The following is a 17,310-nucleotide window of genomic DNA, read 5'->3' as shown; positions in this document are numbered from 1 at the left end:
GGTGGGTGCTGACTAGCGTGGGAGTCACTTCCTGACGGGAGTGGCTGGGCGTAGGCCCGGTCAGGGGGCCGGAGCAGTAGAGGATCGGTGAACGGGATGCTGAGCGTGGCTGGGTTGACCCGGCGGTTCGGTGATCACCTTGCCTTGGATGACGTGAGTTTCGACGTCGTACCGGGTCGGATGACCGGGTTCGTGGGGGCGAACGGCGCCGGTAAGACGACGACGATGCGGATCATCCTCGGCGTGCTGGCCGCGACCAGTGGCGAGGCGCGGTGGAACGGGGCTCGCCTGACCCAGGAGCTCAGGCGCGACTTCGGCTACATGCCGGAGGAGCGAGGGCTGTACCCGAAGATGAAGATCCGCGACCAGCTGGTGTTCTTCGGGCGCTTGCACGGGATGGACTCGACCCGGGCCGCCGAGCGGACCGACAAGATCCTCGGCCGGCTGGGCCTGGCGGAGCGAGCGGGGGACGTGCTGGAGACGCTGTCGCTGGGCAACCAGCAGCGCGTCCAGATCGCCGCCGCCCTCGTGCACGAGCCGATCGCGCTGGTGCTGGACGAGCCGTTCAGCGGACTCGACCCGCTCGCCGTCGACGCGATGGTGGACCTGCTCCGCGAGGAGGTCACGCCGGAGGTCCCGGTGCTCTTCTCCAGCCATCAGCTCGAGCTGGTCGAGCGCCTGTGCGACGACCTTGTGGTGCTCTCCCGGGGCAAGGTCGTTGCCGCCGGCTCCGTTGCGGAACTCGCCGCCGGGCCGACAGCGACGTACCGGATGGTGGTGGACGGCGACGCCGGCTGGCTGCGTGACGTCGCGGGCATCAAGGTGCGGGACGTGGCCGGCGCGACCGCGCTGTTCGACGTGGAGGTCGCGGGCCAGGAGCAACAGATTCTGCAGCAGGCTCTCAGCCGCGGGGCGGTGCTCGAGTTCGGGCCCGAGCGCGTGGCGTTGAGCGACGTCTTCCGGGAGGCGACCCGATGAGTACCCAGACCCAGAACAAGGCGAACCAGGAACAAGCGACGCCGCGCAAGGCGACCCCGCGCAAGGAGACCCTCCGGCACCCGTGGCAGCTGGTGGCGCAGCGCGAGATCAGCACCAAGCTGCGGGACAAGACCTTCATCGGGTCGACCGCGTTCATGCTGATCATCGTGATGGCGGCGGTGATCATTCCCGCGCTGATCGCGGGCAACAACAACCCGGACAAGATCGCGGTACTGAACGACGCCGGCGCCAAGGTCGTCCAGACGGCCGACGCGATCAAGGGCGGCGAAAGCTACGAGGTCACCCGCGCGGAGGATCCGGCCGCGGCCGAGCGGATGGTGGTCGACGGCGACGTCAAGGCCGCGCTGCTGCCGGGCGACAACGGGTACGTCGTACTCGGCGACGACCGGGTCGACACGGACCTGCAGAACAGCCTGCGCGAGGCGGCGGTCAACCTGGGGATGGAGCAGAACGCAGCCCAGGCAGGGTTGACGCCGGAGCAGTTGCGGGCGAACACGCAGGTGCAGGAGCGGCTGCTCAATCCGGGACCGCTGCCCGAGATCGTGGCGGACTTCGTCAACATCGGCCTCGCGCTGGTCTTCTACATGACGGCGCTGGGCTTCGGCATGATGATCGCGCAGAGCGTCGTCCAGGAGAAGGAGAGCCGGGTCGTCGAGATCCTCGCCGCCGCGGTGCCCATCCGGGCGCTGCTGTGGGGCAAGGTGATCGGCAACACCGTGCTCGCGCTCTCGCAGATCGTGGTGATCGCGGCGGCCTCGTTGATCGGGCTGCTGGCAACGGATCGAGCCGACATCCTCGAGGTGATCGCGCCGGTGGCAGGCTGGTTCGTGGTGTTCTTCGTGCTCGGGTTCGTCGCGCTCGCGGGGTTGTGGGCGGTGGCGGGTTCGCTGGCCACCCGGCAGGAGGATCTCGGCTCGACCACCCTGCCCGGTCAGATGATCCTGATGATCCCGTTCTTCTTCTCGGTGTTCGCCGGGGCGGAGGCCAAGACGGTTGCGTCGTTCATCCCGATCGCGTCGTCGATGGCGATGCCGGGCCGGATGCTGACCGAGAACGTGCCGGTCTGGCAGCCGTTGCTCGCCATCCTGGTACTGCTGGTGGCAACGGTCCTGATCGTGCGCCTCGGGGCGCGCCTGTACGAGCGGACGCTGCTGCAGACCGGCCGCCGGCTCGGTTACCGAGAGGCGATTGCGATCAAGGCGTCCTGACTTATCGTCACAGGATCGCGAGCGTTACAGGAATTTTGTAGTCTGTGACAAAACCGCAATACGCGACAACTGTGTGTGGGGACGGCAACTCGACTACGGTCACAACGCATGAACGTCGAGCTGCGCCACCTGCGGGTGGTGGTCCTGGTGGCAGAAGCGGGGTCCGTCGGACGGGCCGCCCGCTGGCTGAAGGTCAGCCAGCCGAGCCTGACCGCGCAGCTGAAACGGATCGAGTCGGCGTTCGGCGGTGAGCTGTTCGAGCGCTCCCGCACCGGAGTCACCCCCACACCGCTGGGCCGGTACGCCGTGGACCGGGCGCGGGCGATCCTCGTCGACGTCGATCATCTGTCCGCGACGGTGTCGGCGATGACCGCGGTGGAGTCGAGCGCGGTCCGGCTCGGCGGGTTCCCGACGGCACCGATGTCGGGGATCGCCGGCCGGCTGCGCGACCACGGCGACATCGAGCAGGTCAGCATCGAGGTCGAGTGGGCCACCAGCGTGCTGCTCCAGCAGCTGGGGAGCGGCCGGCTCGACTTCGCCCTGCTGCGGGAGTTCCCCGGCTTCGAGCTGCGGCTTCCGACCGGGGTCGACGCGTGCACGATCGTGGAGTCCGAGAGCGCCTACGTCGTGATGGCGGCGGATCACCCGCTGGCGGTCTCGACCAGGCACCGCGCCGAGATCGACCTGGCCGATCTGTCCGACGAGGAGTGGATCGGCGAACCACCGGACGACAGCGGTTTCCACGTGCTCTTCCGCGCCGCCTGCGAAGAGGCTGGATTCGCCCCGAAGGTCGAGCACCACTCGGTGGATACCTCCGTGCTGATGGGCTTCGTCACCAGTGGCCAGGGCGTCGCGCTGATCTCGCCCACGTCGTACCGGATGCTCTCCAGCGACGTGACGACCCGGCCGCTGGTCGGCGACCCGATCCACCGGCGCCTGATGCTTGCCTGGAGCACCGAGTCACCGCGCGCGCAGATGGCGCCGGACGTCTGCCAGATGGCGATCCGCGCCTACGACGAGGCCTTCGCCGAACACGCCCGCTGGGGCCAGCACCAGCGCATGCACGTCGCCTGAACTCACACAGAAGGCCGGCTCCCTCGGGGGTGCCGGCCTTCTGTGTGTGCTTCGGCTGTGATTCGGGGGTCAGGCGCCGGCCGGGCGGAACTGCCCTGGCATGTCCATGATCCGCGGGCCCTGCGGTCGCGCCGCCTCGGAAACCGGAGGATTCTCGAACGCTCCCACGTGGAACTCGCCGGTGTCGTCGACATCCGGCCCGTCCATCCGCTCCCGGTACTGCTGCCCCATCTGCTCATTGCGCACCGGCCGCTGCCCGGTCGCCGCCACGTCGTACTGCGGCGCTGCGGCGGCCTTCGGGGCTTCATGCTCAGGAGCGGAGGCCGCCGGTACCTCCGGCGTCGCGGCCTTGGGCTCGGGGTGCGCGGCCGGCTCCGGTGCCGCGGCCTTCGGCGCCTCGGGCTGGGCTGCCGTCGGAACCTCCGGCGCGGCGGCCTTCGGCACCTCGGGTTGCGCAGCCCGAGGTACGTCGGGCTGCGAAGCCTGCGGTACGTCGGGCTGTGCAGGGGTGCTCGGTACACGGGATGCCGGTGCAACCGGGGAGGCCGCAGCAGCAGGCGTGGGCGCAGCGGGTGCGGGTGAGCCTGCGCTGGGGGAGGCGGGTGCCGGCGGGGACGGTGAGGATGCTGCTTGCGCGGCCGAGGCGGGAGCGGGCGCGACCTGGGTCTCGTCGTCAGCGCTTCCGGTGCCCTCAGCAACAGTCTCGTTGTCGGCAGTCGCCTGACGGTCAGCTTCTTGGACCGTCACGTCCTCCTCGGCTGTCTTGTTCGGCTCGTCCGGCTTGCTCGTTGCCTCGTCGCGAGATTCGGCGGCGGGAACGGTCACGGTCTCGTCGCGATCCGTCGGCACGAGCACGGTCTCGTCGGCGCTGTCCCCGGCCTCCGTCTCTTCGCCCGCGCGGCGGTACTCCGAGGTGTCGTCCCGCCCCTCGTCCACCGCGTCGTGGTCGACGCCCGACGTGGCGAATTGCGCGGTCTGCTCGTCCGCCTGGTTCCGCGGCGGGTACGGTGCCGGGTCCTCGTCGAACAGGTCGTCGTAGTTGCTGTTCCCGAAGTTGTTGCCGAACCGGGTGTCCGCGGCAGGCTGATAGTCGCCCCCGGCAACCGGATACTCCCCGGTCACGTCCGCCTCCTGTGCCTGCGCCAGTTCCTGCTCGCGCTGGAGCCGGTCTGCCTCGGCGCGATCACGCCGCCGGCGCTGCACCGCCTGGACGATCAGCTGGATCCCGAAGACCAACGAGATCACCGCGAGGATCGGCACCACACCGTTCAGCGTGTACTGCTTGATCCCGTCGATCATCCCGGTCGTCACACCCGGGACGTCGTTCAGGAAGTTCGTCATCCGGTTGGGGATCCAGTGCACGGTGTAGACCATCGCGCCGAAGGTCAGCGCCGCACCGAGCGCCGCGGCACCCGAGAAGTACGACACCACGGTCCAGAAGATCAGCGCCCCGATGCCATAGGCAAGCGCCATCTCCTTCGCGTTCAGCTTGACACCGCCGTCCGCCGCGAGGACGCCGAACATCGCAGGCCCGGCGAGCGCTACGGCGATGCCAAGGAGGAAGCCGAGAAATTTGGACACATCCCCACCGTAGCGACGTTTCCTCTCCGCACCCCGCCGACACTTCGCGCAATCTTTACGTCTAACCCCGCGCGTATCCCCACGTGATCCCCCAGCAACACACCCACACCACCCCACCCCGCGCACTCCCCGCACCACCCCAGTCACACACGGCAGTCCCGCGAATCTCCCGCCCACCGGCATGAATACCAAACACCTCGCAGTGCTGCGGGCTTTGCCGGCACCATCTCGCACTACCCCGGGCACTGCGCGCACCACCCCGCCGTACTGCGGGGTGGTGGGAGGGCGCCATCCCGCACCAGCGTGCTCCCCTTCGCGCCGGGTTTGTTCCATGCAGACGCAAATGCCAGCCTCGACGGACCAGCCCTCCAACCTCCCGGGCAGGGCTCTGCCGACGGAGCATCTCGTTGGAGCTCCGTCGGGCCCCGGCGAGCAATTCCAATAAGGCTCGTCAAGAACGCATGCTGGTCTGGAGATCGCCAAAGAGACGGCGGGGACGCGGGCCAGGCGGAGCGGCGGACGCGGTCCACCTCCGCCGACAGGTATGGCGCCACCCGCCTCGCGCTGAACCGCCTCCGCCAGCAGAAGGCGTCCACAGGTCACCGCCGTCGCCGGATGGTCGACCGCAGGTCACCGCCATCCCCAGGTGGTCGACGGCAGGTCACCTCCGACGTCAGGTGGTCGTCCGGAGGCTCACCCGCAACGTCGGGCGGCGGTTGTTCGCCGGTGGGCCGTCAGACGGTCAGGCCGTAGGTGATGCCTGCTGGGGTCGGGTCGTCCTCGTGGTCCAGGTCAGGGGTGCGCTCGTACTCTTCCCAGGCGAGCAGCTTGTCCAGGTTCCGGCGTACCGGTTCGAGGACTTCGGCGATCGGGACGTCGCGCCCCAGCTCCTTGGAGAGCGTGGTGACGTCGGCGTCGGAGATGCCGCACGGGACGATCCGGTCGAACCAGGCAAGGTCGTTGTCGCAGTTCAGCGCGAACCCGTGCATGGTGACGCCCTGCGCCACCCGGATCCCGATCGCCGCGATCTTCCGCTCGCGCCCGCGTTCGTCCGCGGGAACCCAGACGCCACTGCGCCCCTTCACCCGTCCGGTCCGAACGCCGAGCTCGGCACACACCGCGATCAGGGCTTCCTCGAGCCTGCGAACGTAGTCCACGACGTACACGTGTGAGGCCAATTTCACGATCGGGTAGCCGACCAGTTGGCCCGGGCCGTGCCAGGTGATCTTGCCGCCCCGGTCGACGTCGACCACCGGCGTACCGTCCATCGGCCGCTCGTGCGGCTCGGTGCGCTTGCCGGCCGTGTAGACCGGCGGGTGCTCGAGCAGGATGACCGTGTCGGATCCGGTGCCCTCGGCAACTTCCGCGTGCAGGCGGCGCTGCTCGGCCCACGCCTGCTCGTAGTCGACCGCGTCGGCGCCGAAGCCGGCCTCCACATAGTTGATAGCCCTCACGCCTTCGAGTGTATGCGGACCGCCGCGGCGCCGTTCGCCCCCGTCCACAGGACGCCGATCCGGCCGCTTGCTGTGGATAACTTCGGCGGCCGCGACACCGATTCGTGCACTCTCTTGGGCATGGCACTCGAAGACATCGCCGGCTACAGCTTGCGCCGTGGGCTCGGGTCCGGATCGGTCGGCGCCGTCTGGCTGGTCCGGGACCTCGCCTCCGGCCGGCACGCTGTGCTCAAACGCATCCCCAAGTCCGCTGTCCCTTCGCCCAATGACTTCCGCGACGACCTGGCCCGCGCCCGGGGCATCGACCATCCACACGTGGCCCGCCTGCTCGAAGTACGCCAGACCGACCGAGAATGGCTCCTCTTCAGCCAGTATGTCGCCGCCGGCACGCTGACGGCCCTCCTCCAACGACGGGGACCGCTTTCCTTGGACGAACTGGTGACCCTCATCAGCCCGCTCGCTCAAGGGCTGGCGGCAATGCATCGCGCCGACCTAACCCACACCCGCCTGAGCTCGGACAACATCATGTTCGACGCCGACGGCCGCCCCGTCCTAACCGACCCAGGCCTCCGCATGACCTCCCAGAACACCCCAGCCGACGACCTCAAAGCCCTAGGCGCCCTAGCCCTCCATTCCGGAGCGGACCCCAAACTCTTCCCGTCCACCCTCTTCATCACCCCCGGCGACGACATCGCCCAACACCTCCTCTCCCTGACCCCACCCACCCCCATAGACCTCGGCTTCACCCCGACCACCCCCCACCCGGCAACCACCACCCCGGAGTCGACCGCCCAGGCAACCGCCGCCCCGGCAACCGCCTCCCCGGAGACAACCGGCCCGGCGACCACCAATCCCGAGTCGACGAGCCTTGGCTCCATCGGCTCTGGCTCTACCAGGACTGGCACCGCCGGGCGTCGGCTGGCCGGCCTGCGGTCGCCTGGCCTGGGATCCGCCCGCGCTGGGCTCACCGGCTCCGGCCGGGATCGAGGGGTAGTGGGTCGTGGGGGAGTGGATGGTCCGGGGACCACCATGGGCCGCGTGGTGCGTGGGGTCACGCGTGGCGGCTCCTCACGGCGAACGAGGGCTGCGCGCGTTCGCAGTACGGGGACGATGGGGGCTCACCGGGATGGATCTGTTGCGAGGGTTCGAGAAGGCTTGCTGGCAAGGCGTTCTGCTTACGGAATCCTGGCGGCCTGCGGAGTCGCTGCGCTCATCGTGCTTGGCATTGGTCTTGCAACGGTCGGTGTACTGGGGCAACCAGCAACAGGGTCGACGACAACCGCAGGCACCCAGCAGAGCTCCTCAGCAACAAGTCCGGGCGAGAGCGCGAGCCCGGGGCCGGTCACGACTGCTGGCAAGCCGGGGGAGCCTCCGGGGAATTCCACGCGGGCGGCTGAGGACAGCAAGCGGTGGTTGCAGACTCTGCAGAGCCTTGACCGCCGCAGATCGCAAGCGTTCTCCACCTTGAATCCGGCTGGCCTCGACGCGATCTACGTGCCCGGTAGTCCGCCGTGGTCGTCCGACCGATCTCTGCTTGCCTCCTACCGGAAACAGCAGGTTCGCGTGGAAGGCCTACGCATGCAGATCGAAACACTCGTCGTCGAACACCCGGGCGACGAGACCGTCGTACTCCGAATCGTCGACCGGCTGATCGCCGGAGCGGCTGTGACCGGTTCCGGCCAACGAACACCGCTCCCAGCTGGTTCACCAACTACCCGCCGAATAACCCTCACTGCCACCAACACCAGTTGGCGAATCTCAGCAATCACCACCACGTGACCGAGAACTCCAGCCAACGACCAGACCACCTTTGTGGTGGTGGGGGCTAGCGGGTGAGGGCGGAGGCTAGAGCTTCGGGGGAGGTGGGGTGGGTGAAGGTGAAGCCGGTGGATTGGAGGGTGGTGGGGAGGGCTCGTTTGCTGCCGATGAGTTCCCAGGCGAATTCGCCGAGTGCGGTAGTGAGGGCGATGGCGGGGATCGGGATGAAGGCCGGGCGGTGGAGGGCGGCGGCCAGATCCTTGGTGAACTGGCTGTTTCTGACGGGATTGGGGAGGACGACGTTCACGGGGCCGCTGACCTGGTCGTTCTCGGCCGCGTGGCGGACTGCTCGGAGCCAGTCCGTCAGGGAGACGACGGGGAAGAACTGCTTGCCGGAACCCAGCCGGCCGCCGACGCCGAGGCGGAAGGGGAGGGAGAGGAGTTGGAAGGAGGGGGCGGCGCTGTCCAGGACGAAGCCGGTCCGGAGGGTGGCGACGCGGCAGCCGGCTTCGCGAGCCGGGTCGGCGGCGCCTTCCCAGAGACGGACAACGTCGGAGAGGAAGCCTTCGCCGAGCGGGGTCTCCTCGGTGAGGATCTGATCGCCGCAGTCCCTGCCGTAGCCGCCGGTTCCGCTCTGGGTCAGGAAGACGGGTGGGCGTTCCATCTGGGCGGCCGCGGCGGCCAGGGTTGAGGTGGTGCTGACTCTGCTCTCGCGGATTGTCTTCTTGTACGTCGGGGTCCACGGCCGGCCGATGTTCGCGCCGGCGACGTTGATCAGGACGTCGGCTCCGTCGAGAGCGGCTGGATCCAGTTGGCCCTTGGCGGGGTCCCAGCGGACCTCGCTCGGCTGGCTCGGGGCGCGGCGTACGAGCCGGACGACCTGGTGGCCGTCGGCAAGCAGATCGCGCGCGAGGGACTTGCCGAGGAAGCCGGAAGAACCAGCCAGCACGTACTTCATCGTCAGATCCTCCCGGGATCGACTCGGAGTTCATCAACCCGCCACCAGGTCGCCGACGCGTCGAGCCTGCCACGCCGGGCAACCCGCCGTGCAGAGTGACTCGCCGCCCGGCGGTCCGGTACCCGGGTTAGTCGTCGTCGATGTAGGCGGGGCGCCGGTTCGCTCTGGTTGCTGCCATCGACGCTCAACGTTGCTGGCTGGGTGGAAAGGCGCCGACCCGCCGCGTGAGGGGTGCTCAGGCGGCGGGTCGGCGACGGAGGTGGTGCGATGGTCAGCCGATGGTGCGGGCTGCCACTGGGTGATCAGACGTCGAACTGGGCTTCTTCCAGGCGCTGCTTGACCGCGGTCAGGTAGCGGGCGGCGTCGGCGCCGTCCACCAGGCGGTGGTCGTAGGTCAGGGCCAGGTAGACCATCTGGCGGATGGCGATGGTCTCACCCAGTTCCGGGTGGGTGATGACGACGGGGCGCTTGACGACCGCGCCGGTGCCGAGCATGCCCACCTGGGGCTGGTTGAGGATCGGGGTGTCGAAGAGGGCGCCGCGGCTGCCGGTGTTGGTGATGGTGAAGGTACCGCCCGCCATCTCGTCCGGCAGCACCTTGTTGTTGCGGGTGCGGTCGGCGAGGTCGGCGATCTTCTTCGCCAGGCCGGCGATGTTCAGGTCACCGGCGTTGTGCACGACCGGGACCATCAGGCCCTTCTCGGCGTCGACGGCGATGCCCAGGTGCTCGGCGGCGTGGTACGTCACCTCACCGGCCTCGTCGTTGATCGATGCGTTCAGCTTCGGGTACTGCTTCAGCGCGTCGATCGCGGCCAGCGCGAAGAACGGCAGGAAGGACAGCTTGACGCCCTCGCGGGCCTGGAACTCGGCCTTCTTGGCGTTCCGGAGCTTGGCGATCTCGGTGACGTCCACCTCGACCACGGTGGTCAGCTGCGCCGAGACGTGCAGCGAGTTGACCATGTGGTTGGCGATGGCCTTGCGGATCCGGCTCATCTTCTCGGTGGTACCGCGCAGCGGGCTGATCGCCGGAGCGGCCTTGGCCGGAGCCGACGAGGCCGCCGCTGGAGCCGAAGCCGCCGGAGCAGCAGCGGCGGCCGCCTTCTTGGCCTCGGCGGCGGCGATCACGTCCTGCTTGCGGATGCGGCCGCCCACGCCGGTGCCCTGTACTGCGCCGAGGTCGACCTGGTGCTCGGCGGCCAGCTTGCGGACCAGCGGGGTCACGTAGTTCGGGCCGTCAGAGGAGGAGCCGTTCGACGAGGCGGCCGGGGCTGGAGCTGAAGGTGCGGGGGCCGAAGGAGCCTGGGCCGGTGCCGACTGCGGGGCCGGAGCCTGCGCGGCGGGCTGGGCCGACTGCGGCGCGGGGGCCTGGGCGGCGGCCTGAGCAGCCGGTGCCTGAGCCGGAGCTGCCTGCGGGGCAGGAGCAGCAGCCGGAGCCTGGGCCGCGGGGGCCGCGGCGGGAGCGGGGGCGGAGGCCGGAGCAGCCTCAGCAGGAGCGGGGGCGGACTCGGCCGGAGCAGCGGCGGCCGGGGCGGAGGCGGCGGGAGCTGCGTCGCCGGAGCCGACGATTGCCAGCTCGGCGCCGACCTCGACGGTCTCGTCCTCGGCGACCTTGATCGCGAGCAGCTTGCCGGCGACCGGCGACGGGATCTCGGTGTCGACCTTGTCGGTGGAGACCTCGAGGAGCGGCTCGTCGACGGCTACGTCGTCGCCGACCTGCTTGAGCCAGCGGGTGACGGTGCCCTCGGTGACGCTCTCACCCAGCGCGGGCAGGGTTACCGACGTGCCGGAGGTGGCCTGGCCTGCGGCCGGAGCCTGCTCGGCCGGAGCCTGAGCAGCGGGAGCCTGAGCGGCCGGGGCCTGCTCGGCCGGAGCCTGAGCAGCGGGAGCCTGAGCGGCCGGAGCCTCCTGGGCGGGTGCGGCCGGAGCCTCGGCGGCAGGGGCCTCCTGAGCAGGAGCGGCGTCCGGGGTACCGGAGCTTTCGCCGGCGTCGCCGATCACGGCGAGCTCGGCGCCGACCTCGACGGTCTCGTCCTCGGCGGCCTTGATCTCCAGCAGGGTGCCGGCCACGGGCGAGGGGATCTCGGTGTCGACCTTGTCGGTCGAGACCTCCAGCAGGGGCTCGTCGACGGCAACCGTGTCACCGACCTGCTTGAGCCAGCGGGTGACGGTTCCTTCGGTGACGCTCTCCCCGAGGGCCGGCAGGGATACAGAGGTCGGCATGACGGTCGTTGCTCCTTCGTCTGATCGGTCGAGTGTCAGCCTACGGTGCCGCCGGAACGCGCGCCCGCCGGGTCACGGCGGACACGCCCGTCACAGCAGCACCAAACTCAGTCGTGGAAGTGCAAGGGCTTTCCGGCCAGCGCCAGATGCGCCTCGCCGAGAGCCTCGTTCTGGGTCGGGTGGGCGTGCACCAGCGGGGCGACGTCGGCGGGGAAGGCCTCCCAGTTGTAGATCAGCTGGGCCTCGCCGATCAGCTCGCCGACCCGGGAGCCGACCATGTGCAGGCCGACCACGGCGCCGTCCTTGGCGCGGACGAGCTTCACGAAGCCCTGGGTCTTGAGGATCTGGCTCTTGCCGTTGCCGCCGAGGTTGTAGTTGAGGATCTCGACGTTGCCGTACTTCGCCCTCGCCTGCTCCTCGGTGAGTCCGACGGAGGCGACCTCGGGCTCGGAGTACGTGACCCGCGGGATGCCGGCCTCGTCGATCAGGGCCGGGTTCAGCCCGGCGATGTGCTCGGCGACGAAGATGCCCTGCTGGAAGCCGCGGTGCGCGAGCTGCAGGCCGGGCACGATGTCGCCGACCGCGTAGACGCCCGGGACGCTGGTCTGCAGGTGCTCGTCGACAGTGACGAAGCCGCGGTCGAGGGCGACCCCGACCTCTTCATAACCCAGGCCGGCGGTGTTCGGGCCGCGGCCGACCGCGACCAGCAGCACCTCGGCCTCGATCACCTCGCCGCCGGCGACGGTCACCTTGACGCCGTTCTCGACCAGCTCGACGGACTCGAACGGCGTACCGGTCTTGAAGCCGATCTTGCGCTTGCGGAACGCGCGCTCGAGCGACTTGCTGCAGTCGGCGTCCTCGGACGGCACGAGCCGGGGGAGCGCCTCGACGATGGTCACCTTGGTGCCGAACGAGGTCCACGCGCTGGCGAACTCGACGCCGATCACGCCGCCGCCCAGGATCACCGCGGACTCGGGCACCCGGTCCAGCGTCAGCGCGTGCTCGCTGGCGATCACCCGCCGGCCGTCGAGCTCCAGGCCGGGTAGGGACTTCGAGTACGAGCCCGACGCGATGATCACGTTCTTGCCCGTGTACGTCGTACCGGCGACCTCGACCGTGGTCGGGGAGGTGAGCCGCCCCTCGCCCTCGATCATGGTGATGCCGCGGGCCTTGATCTGGCCCTGCAGGCCCTTGAACAGCCGGTCGACGACGCCGTCCTTGTACTTGTTCACGCCGCCCATGTCGACACCCTCGAGCGTCGTCCGGACCCCGAACTGCTCGCCCTCGCGGGCCGAGTCGGCCACCTCGGCGGCGTGCAGCAGTGCCTTGGTCGGGATACAGCCGCGGTGCAGGCACGTGCCGCCCAGCTTGTCCTTCTCCACCAGGGCCACGGACATCCCCAGTCCCGCGGCCCGCAGCGCGGCGGCATAGCCACCGCTACCGCCGCCGAGGATCACCAGGTCGTAGTTCGTGCTGCTGTCTGCCGTGTTCGTCACAGGTTCCTCCGTGGGCATCAGGTCGGCGGGCGGCCCCGGATCGCGGAGTTCCGGCCCGGCGTCATCTTGTCACCGCCGCGCCGCCGCGTCGCTCCCGGGCTGGATTTGCCGGAATGGTGGACACTGGCTCCCATGAAGTGGTTCGGTCGCCGGCAGAAGCCGGGCACGATGCGCAAGTCGGACACTCCCGACCAGGCGCACCTGCGAGAGTTCGCCCAGACACGTCAGGGCGTCGAGGGATTCGTGGAGCCACGTACGGCGGTGACTGACTACACCCTGCTGCTGGTCGCCATCGACGGTGAGTGGACCCGTCGCCGGGTGCCGTCGGTCGAGTGGGCGCACACCTTCGCCAACAAGCTCGGCATCCCGTCGTATGACGCAGCCGTGGTCGGTTACCCGCCCCGCATGCGTGAATACAACGCCCGCAAGAAGAACGGCCTCATTTGAGCCTCAGTCCCGACCAGCGCCCGCCGCCCTAGAGGATCGGCACGCGGGCCCGGATCGTGCCAGGCAGTTCGGCGTCGACGGCGCCCAGCAAGAGGTCCGGCTCTGAGCCGAGCCGTGCACACGCATGCCCAATCGGGTCGACCAGCGCGCTGCGGCCGATCCCCAGCGGGTCAGTGCCGATAGGCGGCGTCCATGCCTGGTCGCATGCCAACAGCCAGGACTGTGCGTCCGAGGCCCGTGCTCGCGTCAGCAGATCCCACTGTTCTTCTTTACCAGGCCCTGCGCCCCAGGAAGCCGGTACGACGACCAGGTGGGCTCCTGCACGCCCGAGTGCCGTGGACTGATCCGCGAATCGCAGGTCGTAGCAAGTGGCAAGCCCCACGGTCACTCCACGAACCTCGAACGTCACCAGCTCCTTGCCAGGGGCAACCAGGTCGGACTCGCGCGACCCGAAGGCGTCGTACAGGTGGAACTTTCGGTAGGAGGCCTCGACCCGTCGAGTGGTTCCGCGACGGCGCGGAGATCCGTGCCGAAGGCGGCCAACGTGGCCTCGGGCAGCGCGACGAGCTCAGCCCCCGCGGCGGCCCGGCGTACGGCGTCGGTGGCGATGGCTAGGTTGGCTACGGGATCCGCGCCGGTGCGGATCTGCGCCGCGGCCACTCGCAGAGATGTCATGAACCCTCCAAATGCTGTATACGTCGAGTATGCAATTGAGTGGGGACTCCGGCCGGGACCGTGCCTATCAATACCTCCGCGCGACGGGGGGAAGGAAGTGGGCTCGTTGCTGCGGCCGGGGACTGTATTGCTCAGCGGGACGATCCCGATGATCGCGGGCGTCGACCAGTACGCCGATGCGTGGCGGGTGGAACTCACCGATCCGCGCGGCCTGACCAGCCGGATCCTGTACTCCGTCGAGCGGCTCGCGGCGGCCTGGGAATGAAGTCGCAGCACGAGTTCTTCACCGCGACGGACGTCCCGTGGACCGACGGCGGACAAGGAATCAGCCAACGGGTGCTCAGCAGCGACCCGGCGGACGGGACGCTGACCAGGATCGCGAAGTGGGCGCCCGGGACGAGCTCAGGCGAAGGCGTGATCCAGCACGAGTACTTCGAGGAGGTCTACCTGCTCGAGGGAACTCTGACCGACCTCGCCCTCGGCAAGACCTTCAGCCAGGGGGATTATGCCGCTCGCCGGCCCGGTATGCCGCATGGGCCGTACCGGACCGGCGAGGGATGCACGATGCTGGAGATCCGTTACCGGACCAGCTAGAAGGATCAGCTAGAAGGGCCGGCAAGAAGGGTCAGGTGGCGGCGGCGGCCAGCTCGACCAGGGTGCGAACGGAGTACCCCGTGCCGCCGGCCGAGGTGTAGCCGGAAGGCCCGCCGTCGTTGAAGGCCGGCCCCGCCACGTCCAGGTGGACCCAATCGATGCCCTCAGCAACGAAGTCGCCGAGGAAGGCGGCCGCGGCCAGGGCGCCGCCCCACGGCTCGCCGGTGATGTTGGCCAGGTCGGCCACCTTCGAGTGCGAGCGCAGCTTGTCGAGCATCTCCGCCGGGATCGGAAGCGGCCACATCTGCTCACCGGCGGCGATCGCGGCGTCGACCACCCGGTCCCGGGCGGTGTCTGTGTTCGCGAACGCGCCGGCCACCTTGGTGCCCAGGGCAACGACGCAGGCGCCGGTGAGGGTGGCCACGTCGACGATCAGGTCGGGCTGGTCCTCCGACGCCCGGACCAGGGCGTCACCCAGCACCAGGCGGCCCTCGGCGTCGGTGTTGAGCACCTCGACCGTCTTGCCGCCGTACATGGTCAGTACGTCGGACGGGCGGGCGGCGGACCCGGACGGCATGTTCTCCGCCATCGCCGCGTAGGTGGTCACCTGCACCGGCAGGCCGAGCCGGGCGATCGCGATGGTGGCGGCGACCACGGCGGCGGCGCCGGCCATGTCGGCCTTCATGCTGATCATGCCGCTGGCGGTCTTCAGCGACAGGCCGCCGGAGTCGAAGGTGATGCCCTTGCCGACGAAGGCCAGATGCGTCACCGGCTTCTTCGGCGTGTAGCTGATCCGGACCAGCCGCGGCGGGTTGTTGGATCCCTGGCCGACGCCGAGGATGCCGCCGTACCCGCCCTTGGCGAGTGCCTTCTCGTCCAGCACCTCGACCTTGACGCCGTGCTCCTTGCCCAGCTTCTGGGCGTGGAGGGCGAACTCGGCCGGGTGCAGGTCCGACGGGGGAGTGTTCACCCAGTCGCGCACCTGGTGGACCGCGTCCGCGACGATCTCGGCGCGCTCCAGGGCGGCCTTGGCCTCCTTGGCACGGGCCAGGTCGGTCAGCACGGTCAGGTTGCCCGGCGCCTCGGTGCTGGCCTCGGACTTGTAGGCGTTGAAGGTGTAGCGGCCGATCAGCGCGCCCTCGGCGACGGCCCGGACGCACTCGGCGTCGGGGGTCGGCAGTGCGAACGCAACCGACTGGCCGGTCTTGGCGGCGCGGACCCCGACACCGGCGGCCGTGCGCAGGTCCTCGGTCTTCAGGGCGCCGTCCGGCGCGGCGCCGAGGCCGACGGCGATCAGCGTGGCCGACTTGCCGGGCTTCGGGCCGGGCACCTTCGTGACCTCGCCGGTCTTGCCGGTGGCGCCGAGTCCGGACAGCACCTCCACCAGCTTCCCGCCGTACGCGGCGTTCAGCGACTCGGTGCCGGCGGGCAGGGCTACGCCGCCGTCGAGCTTGACCACGCCGATGACCAGGACGTCGGTCTTGACGCCGGACGCATCGGACTTGCTCAGGGTGATGGTGCTCACGAAATCCTCAGTCCTCCTTGACCGGGTGGCAGGTGCCGGTCGTGACGGTACGTGAATGCTGCCTCCGCATGCTACGCCGAGGCGCTTCCGGTAAGTTCCGCTGCATGACCGAGTCTCCTGCCTTGAAGAAGTCCCCGTTGCACGAGCGGCACGTCGCCCTCGGCGCCAAGTTCGCCGAGTTCGGCGGCTGGGAGATGCCGCTGGAGTACAGCGGGGTCGTCGCCGAGCACACCGCGGTACGGACCTCCGTGGGCGTGTTCGACGTGAGCCACCTGGGCAAGGCGACCGTCAAGGGTCCCGGCGCCGCGGCGTACGTGAACTCCTGCCTGACCAACGATCTGGGCAAGATCGCGCCGGGCCAGGCGCAGTACACGTTGTGCTGCGCGGACGACGGCGGAGTGGTCGACGACCTGATCGCCTACCTGCATGCCGACGACGACGTGTTCCTGATCCCGAACGCGGCGAACACCGCCGAGGTGGTCCGCCGGCTCGCCGAGCAGGCTCCCGACGGGGTCGAGGTGATCAACACCCATGACGACTACGCGATCCTCGCAGTCCAGGGCACCAACAGCGACGACGTGGTCGCCGCGATCGGCCTGCCGACCGGCCACGACTACATGTCCTTCGCCGTCGCCGAATTCGCCGGTACTCCGATCGTCGTCTGCCGCACCGGGTACACCGGTGAGCGCGGCTACGAGTTGGTGGTTCCGAACGAAGCGGCGGTCGGGGTCTTCGACGCGCTGCTGGCGGCAGGAGAGCAGTACAGCATCGTCCCCGCGGGCCTGGGAGCGCGCGACACCCTGCGGACCGAGATGGGCTATCCGCTGCACGGCCAGGACATCTCCCCGGAGATCACGCCGGTGCAGGCCCGGTCCGGCTGGGCCGTCGGCTGGAAGAAGGAGCACTTCTGGGGCGACCAGGCCCTGCGCGCTGAGAAGGAGGCCGGCCCCGCCCGGATCCTCCGCGGCCTGCGCGCGGTCGGCCGGGGCATCCCGCGGCCGCACATGAACGTGGTGGACGCCGCCGGTACCGCGGTGGGCGAGGTCACCTCCGGCACCTTCTCGCCGACGCTGAAGAAGGGCATCGCCCTCGCCCTGCTGAACGCGGGCGTCAAGGAAGGCGATCAGGTCGCCGTGGACATCCGCGGCCGGCAGGAGGCGTTCGAGGTGGTGAAGCCTCCGTTCGTCACCGTCCACGTCCGCGAGAGCTGACCAGAACCACCCTTACTTGTCGGGCCGTTGCGCGGGTGTTTGTCACCTTCGCAGCGGCCCGACGGCGTTCGGAACGGCCATTCATCGGCGCATCCGGAAGTCCCGGATTGC

The 17,310-nt window shown here is 69.5% G+C and carries 16 protein-coding genes; 8 read left to right on the top strand and 8 right to left on the bottom strand.

What is annotated here, in order from left to right:
* The first annotated feature begins 96 nt into the window (after positions 1-96).
* The 3 genes from EV644_RS08260 (at position 97) to EV644_RS08250 (ending at position 3,281) form a co-directional block, all read left to right on the top strand.
* Positions 97-978, top strand: a complete 882-nt coding sequence (locus EV644_RS08260) for an ABC transporter ATP-binding protein (RefSeq protein WP_132188322.1) — start codon at positions 97-99, stop codon at positions 976-978.
* The gene (locus EV644_RS08255; protein ID WP_132187768.1) at positions 975-2,207 is read left to right on the top strand and encodes an ABC transporter permease; all 1,233 of its coding nucleotides are present in this window, start codon (positions 975-977) and stop codon (positions 2,205-2,207) included. Before EV644_RS08260 ends, EV644_RS08255 begins: the two co-directional genes overlap by 4 nt.
* A 108-nt stretch (positions 2,208-2,315) precedes the next feature.
* A complete protein-coding gene (locus tag EV644_RS08250; protein ID WP_132187769.1) occupies positions 2,316-3,281 on the top strand; it encodes a LysR family transcriptional regulator in 966 nt (321 codons plus the stop codon).
* Between the two features lie 69 nt (positions 3,282-3,350).
* On the opposite strand, the gene EV644_RS08245 is transcribed toward EV644_RS08250, so the two are convergent.
* Together EV644_RS08245 and lipB are read right to left on the bottom strand one after the other, a co-directional pair.
* Entirely contained in the window at positions 3,351-4,862 is a 1,512-nt protein-coding gene (locus tag EV644_RS08245; RefSeq protein ID WP_132187770.1) for a hypothetical protein, read from the bottom strand.
* Positions 4,863-5,596: 734 nt separating this feature from the next.
* On the bottom strand, positions 5,597-6,316 hold the full coding sequence (lipB, locus tag EV644_RS08240) for a lipoyl(octanoyl) transferase LipB (protein ID WP_132187771.1): 720 nt from the start codon (positions 6,314-6,316) through the stop codon (positions 5,597-5,599).
* On the opposite strand from lipB, the gene EV644_RS08235 reads away from it, so the two are divergent.
* Positions 6,230-8,095, top strand: coding sequence for a protein kinase domain-containing protein (locus tag EV644_RS08235; protein ID WP_132333344.1), 1,866 nt, complete (start codon positions 6,230-6,232; stop codon positions 8,093-8,095). The genes lipB and EV644_RS08235 overlap by 87 nt on opposite strands.
* 46 nt (positions 8,096-8,141) lie before the next feature.
* On the opposite strand, the gene EV644_RS08230 is transcribed toward EV644_RS08235, so the two are convergent.
* From EV644_RS08230 to lpdA, 3 genes are all read right to left on the bottom strand, one after another.
* Positions 8,142-9,032 (bottom strand): TIGR01777 family oxidoreductase, encoded by an 891-nt coding sequence (locus tag EV644_RS08230; RefSeq protein WP_132187773.1) that lies wholly within the window; start codon positions 9,030-9,032, stop codon positions 8,142-8,144.
* A gap of 302 nt (positions 9,033-9,334) precedes the next feature.
* Complete coding sequence (gene sucB / locus EV644_RS08225) at positions 9,335-11,251, bottom strand: 2-oxoglutarate dehydrogenase, E2 component, dihydrolipoamide succinyltransferase (protein WP_132187774.1); 1,917 nt, start codon at positions 11,249-11,251, stop codon at positions 9,335-9,337.
* A 107-nt stretch (positions 11,252-11,358) separates the two neighbouring features.
* The gene (gene lpdA / locus EV644_RS08220; RefSeq protein ID WP_241997946.1) at positions 11,359-12,747 is read right to left on the bottom strand and encodes a dihydrolipoyl dehydrogenase; all 1,389 of its coding nucleotides are present in this window, start codon (positions 12,745-12,747) and stop codon (positions 11,359-11,361) included.
* 132 nt (positions 12,748-12,879) lie between these two features.
* Here lpdA and EV644_RS08215 point away from each other — a divergent pair, with 132 nt between their 5' ends.
* On the top strand, positions 12,880-13,194 hold the full coding sequence (locus EV644_RS08215) for a hypothetical protein (RefSeq protein WP_132187776.1): 315 nt from the start codon (positions 12,880-12,882) through the stop codon (positions 13,192-13,194).
* 28 nt (positions 13,195-13,222) lie between these two features.
* On the opposite strand, the gene EV644_RS46145 is transcribed toward EV644_RS08215, so the two are convergent.
* Positions 13,223-13,627 (bottom strand): nitrilase-related carbon-nitrogen hydrolase, encoded by a 405-nt coding sequence (locus EV644_RS46145; protein WP_241998072.1) that lies wholly within the window; start codon positions 13,625-13,627, stop codon positions 13,223-13,225.
* Entirely contained in the window at positions 13,600-13,869 is a 270-nt protein-coding gene (locus EV644_RS46140) for a carbon-nitrogen hydrolase family protein (RefSeq protein ID WP_241997948.1), read from the bottom strand. Before EV644_RS46140 ends, EV644_RS46145 begins: the two co-directional genes overlap by 28 nt.
* Before the next feature lie 97 nt (positions 13,870-13,966).
* On the opposite strand from EV644_RS46140, the gene EV644_RS08205 reads away from it, so the two are divergent.
* Both EV644_RS08205 and EV644_RS08200 read left to right on the top strand, forming a co-directional pair.
* A complete protein-coding gene (locus EV644_RS08205; protein WP_241997950.1) occupies positions 13,967-14,134 on the top strand; it encodes a DUF2848 family protein in 168 nt (55 codons plus the stop codon).
* Entirely contained in the window at positions 14,131-14,463 is a 333-nt protein-coding gene (locus tag EV644_RS08200; protein WP_132187777.1) for a cupin domain-containing protein, read from the top strand. The genes EV644_RS08205 and EV644_RS08200 overlap by 4 nt, the downstream gene beginning before the upstream one ends.
* Positions 14,464-14,494: 31 nt before the next feature.
* Here EV644_RS08200 and EV644_RS08195 read toward each other — a convergent pair whose 3' ends face one another.
* On the bottom strand, positions 14,495-15,988 hold the full coding sequence (locus EV644_RS08195) for a leucyl aminopeptidase (protein ID WP_132187778.1): 1,494 nt from the start codon (positions 15,986-15,988) through the stop codon (positions 14,495-14,497).
* A 104-nt stretch (positions 15,989-16,092) separates the two neighbouring features.
* On the opposite strand from EV644_RS08195, the gene gcvT reads away from it, so the two are divergent.
* Entirely contained in the window at positions 16,093-17,199 is a 1,107-nt protein-coding gene (gene gcvT, locus EV644_RS08190) for a glycine cleavage system aminomethyltransferase GcvT (RefSeq protein ID WP_132187779.1), read from the top strand.
* Positions 17,200-17,310 lie beyond the last annotated feature (111 nt).

Origin of the sequence: Kribbella orskensis (assembly GCF_004342085.1) — a bacterium.
Taxonomy (GTDB): Bacteria; Actinomycetota; Actinomycetes; order Propionibacteriales; family Kribbellaceae; genus Kribbella; species Kribbella orskensis.
This window is presented reverse-complemented; position numbering and strand designations above follow the sequence as displayed.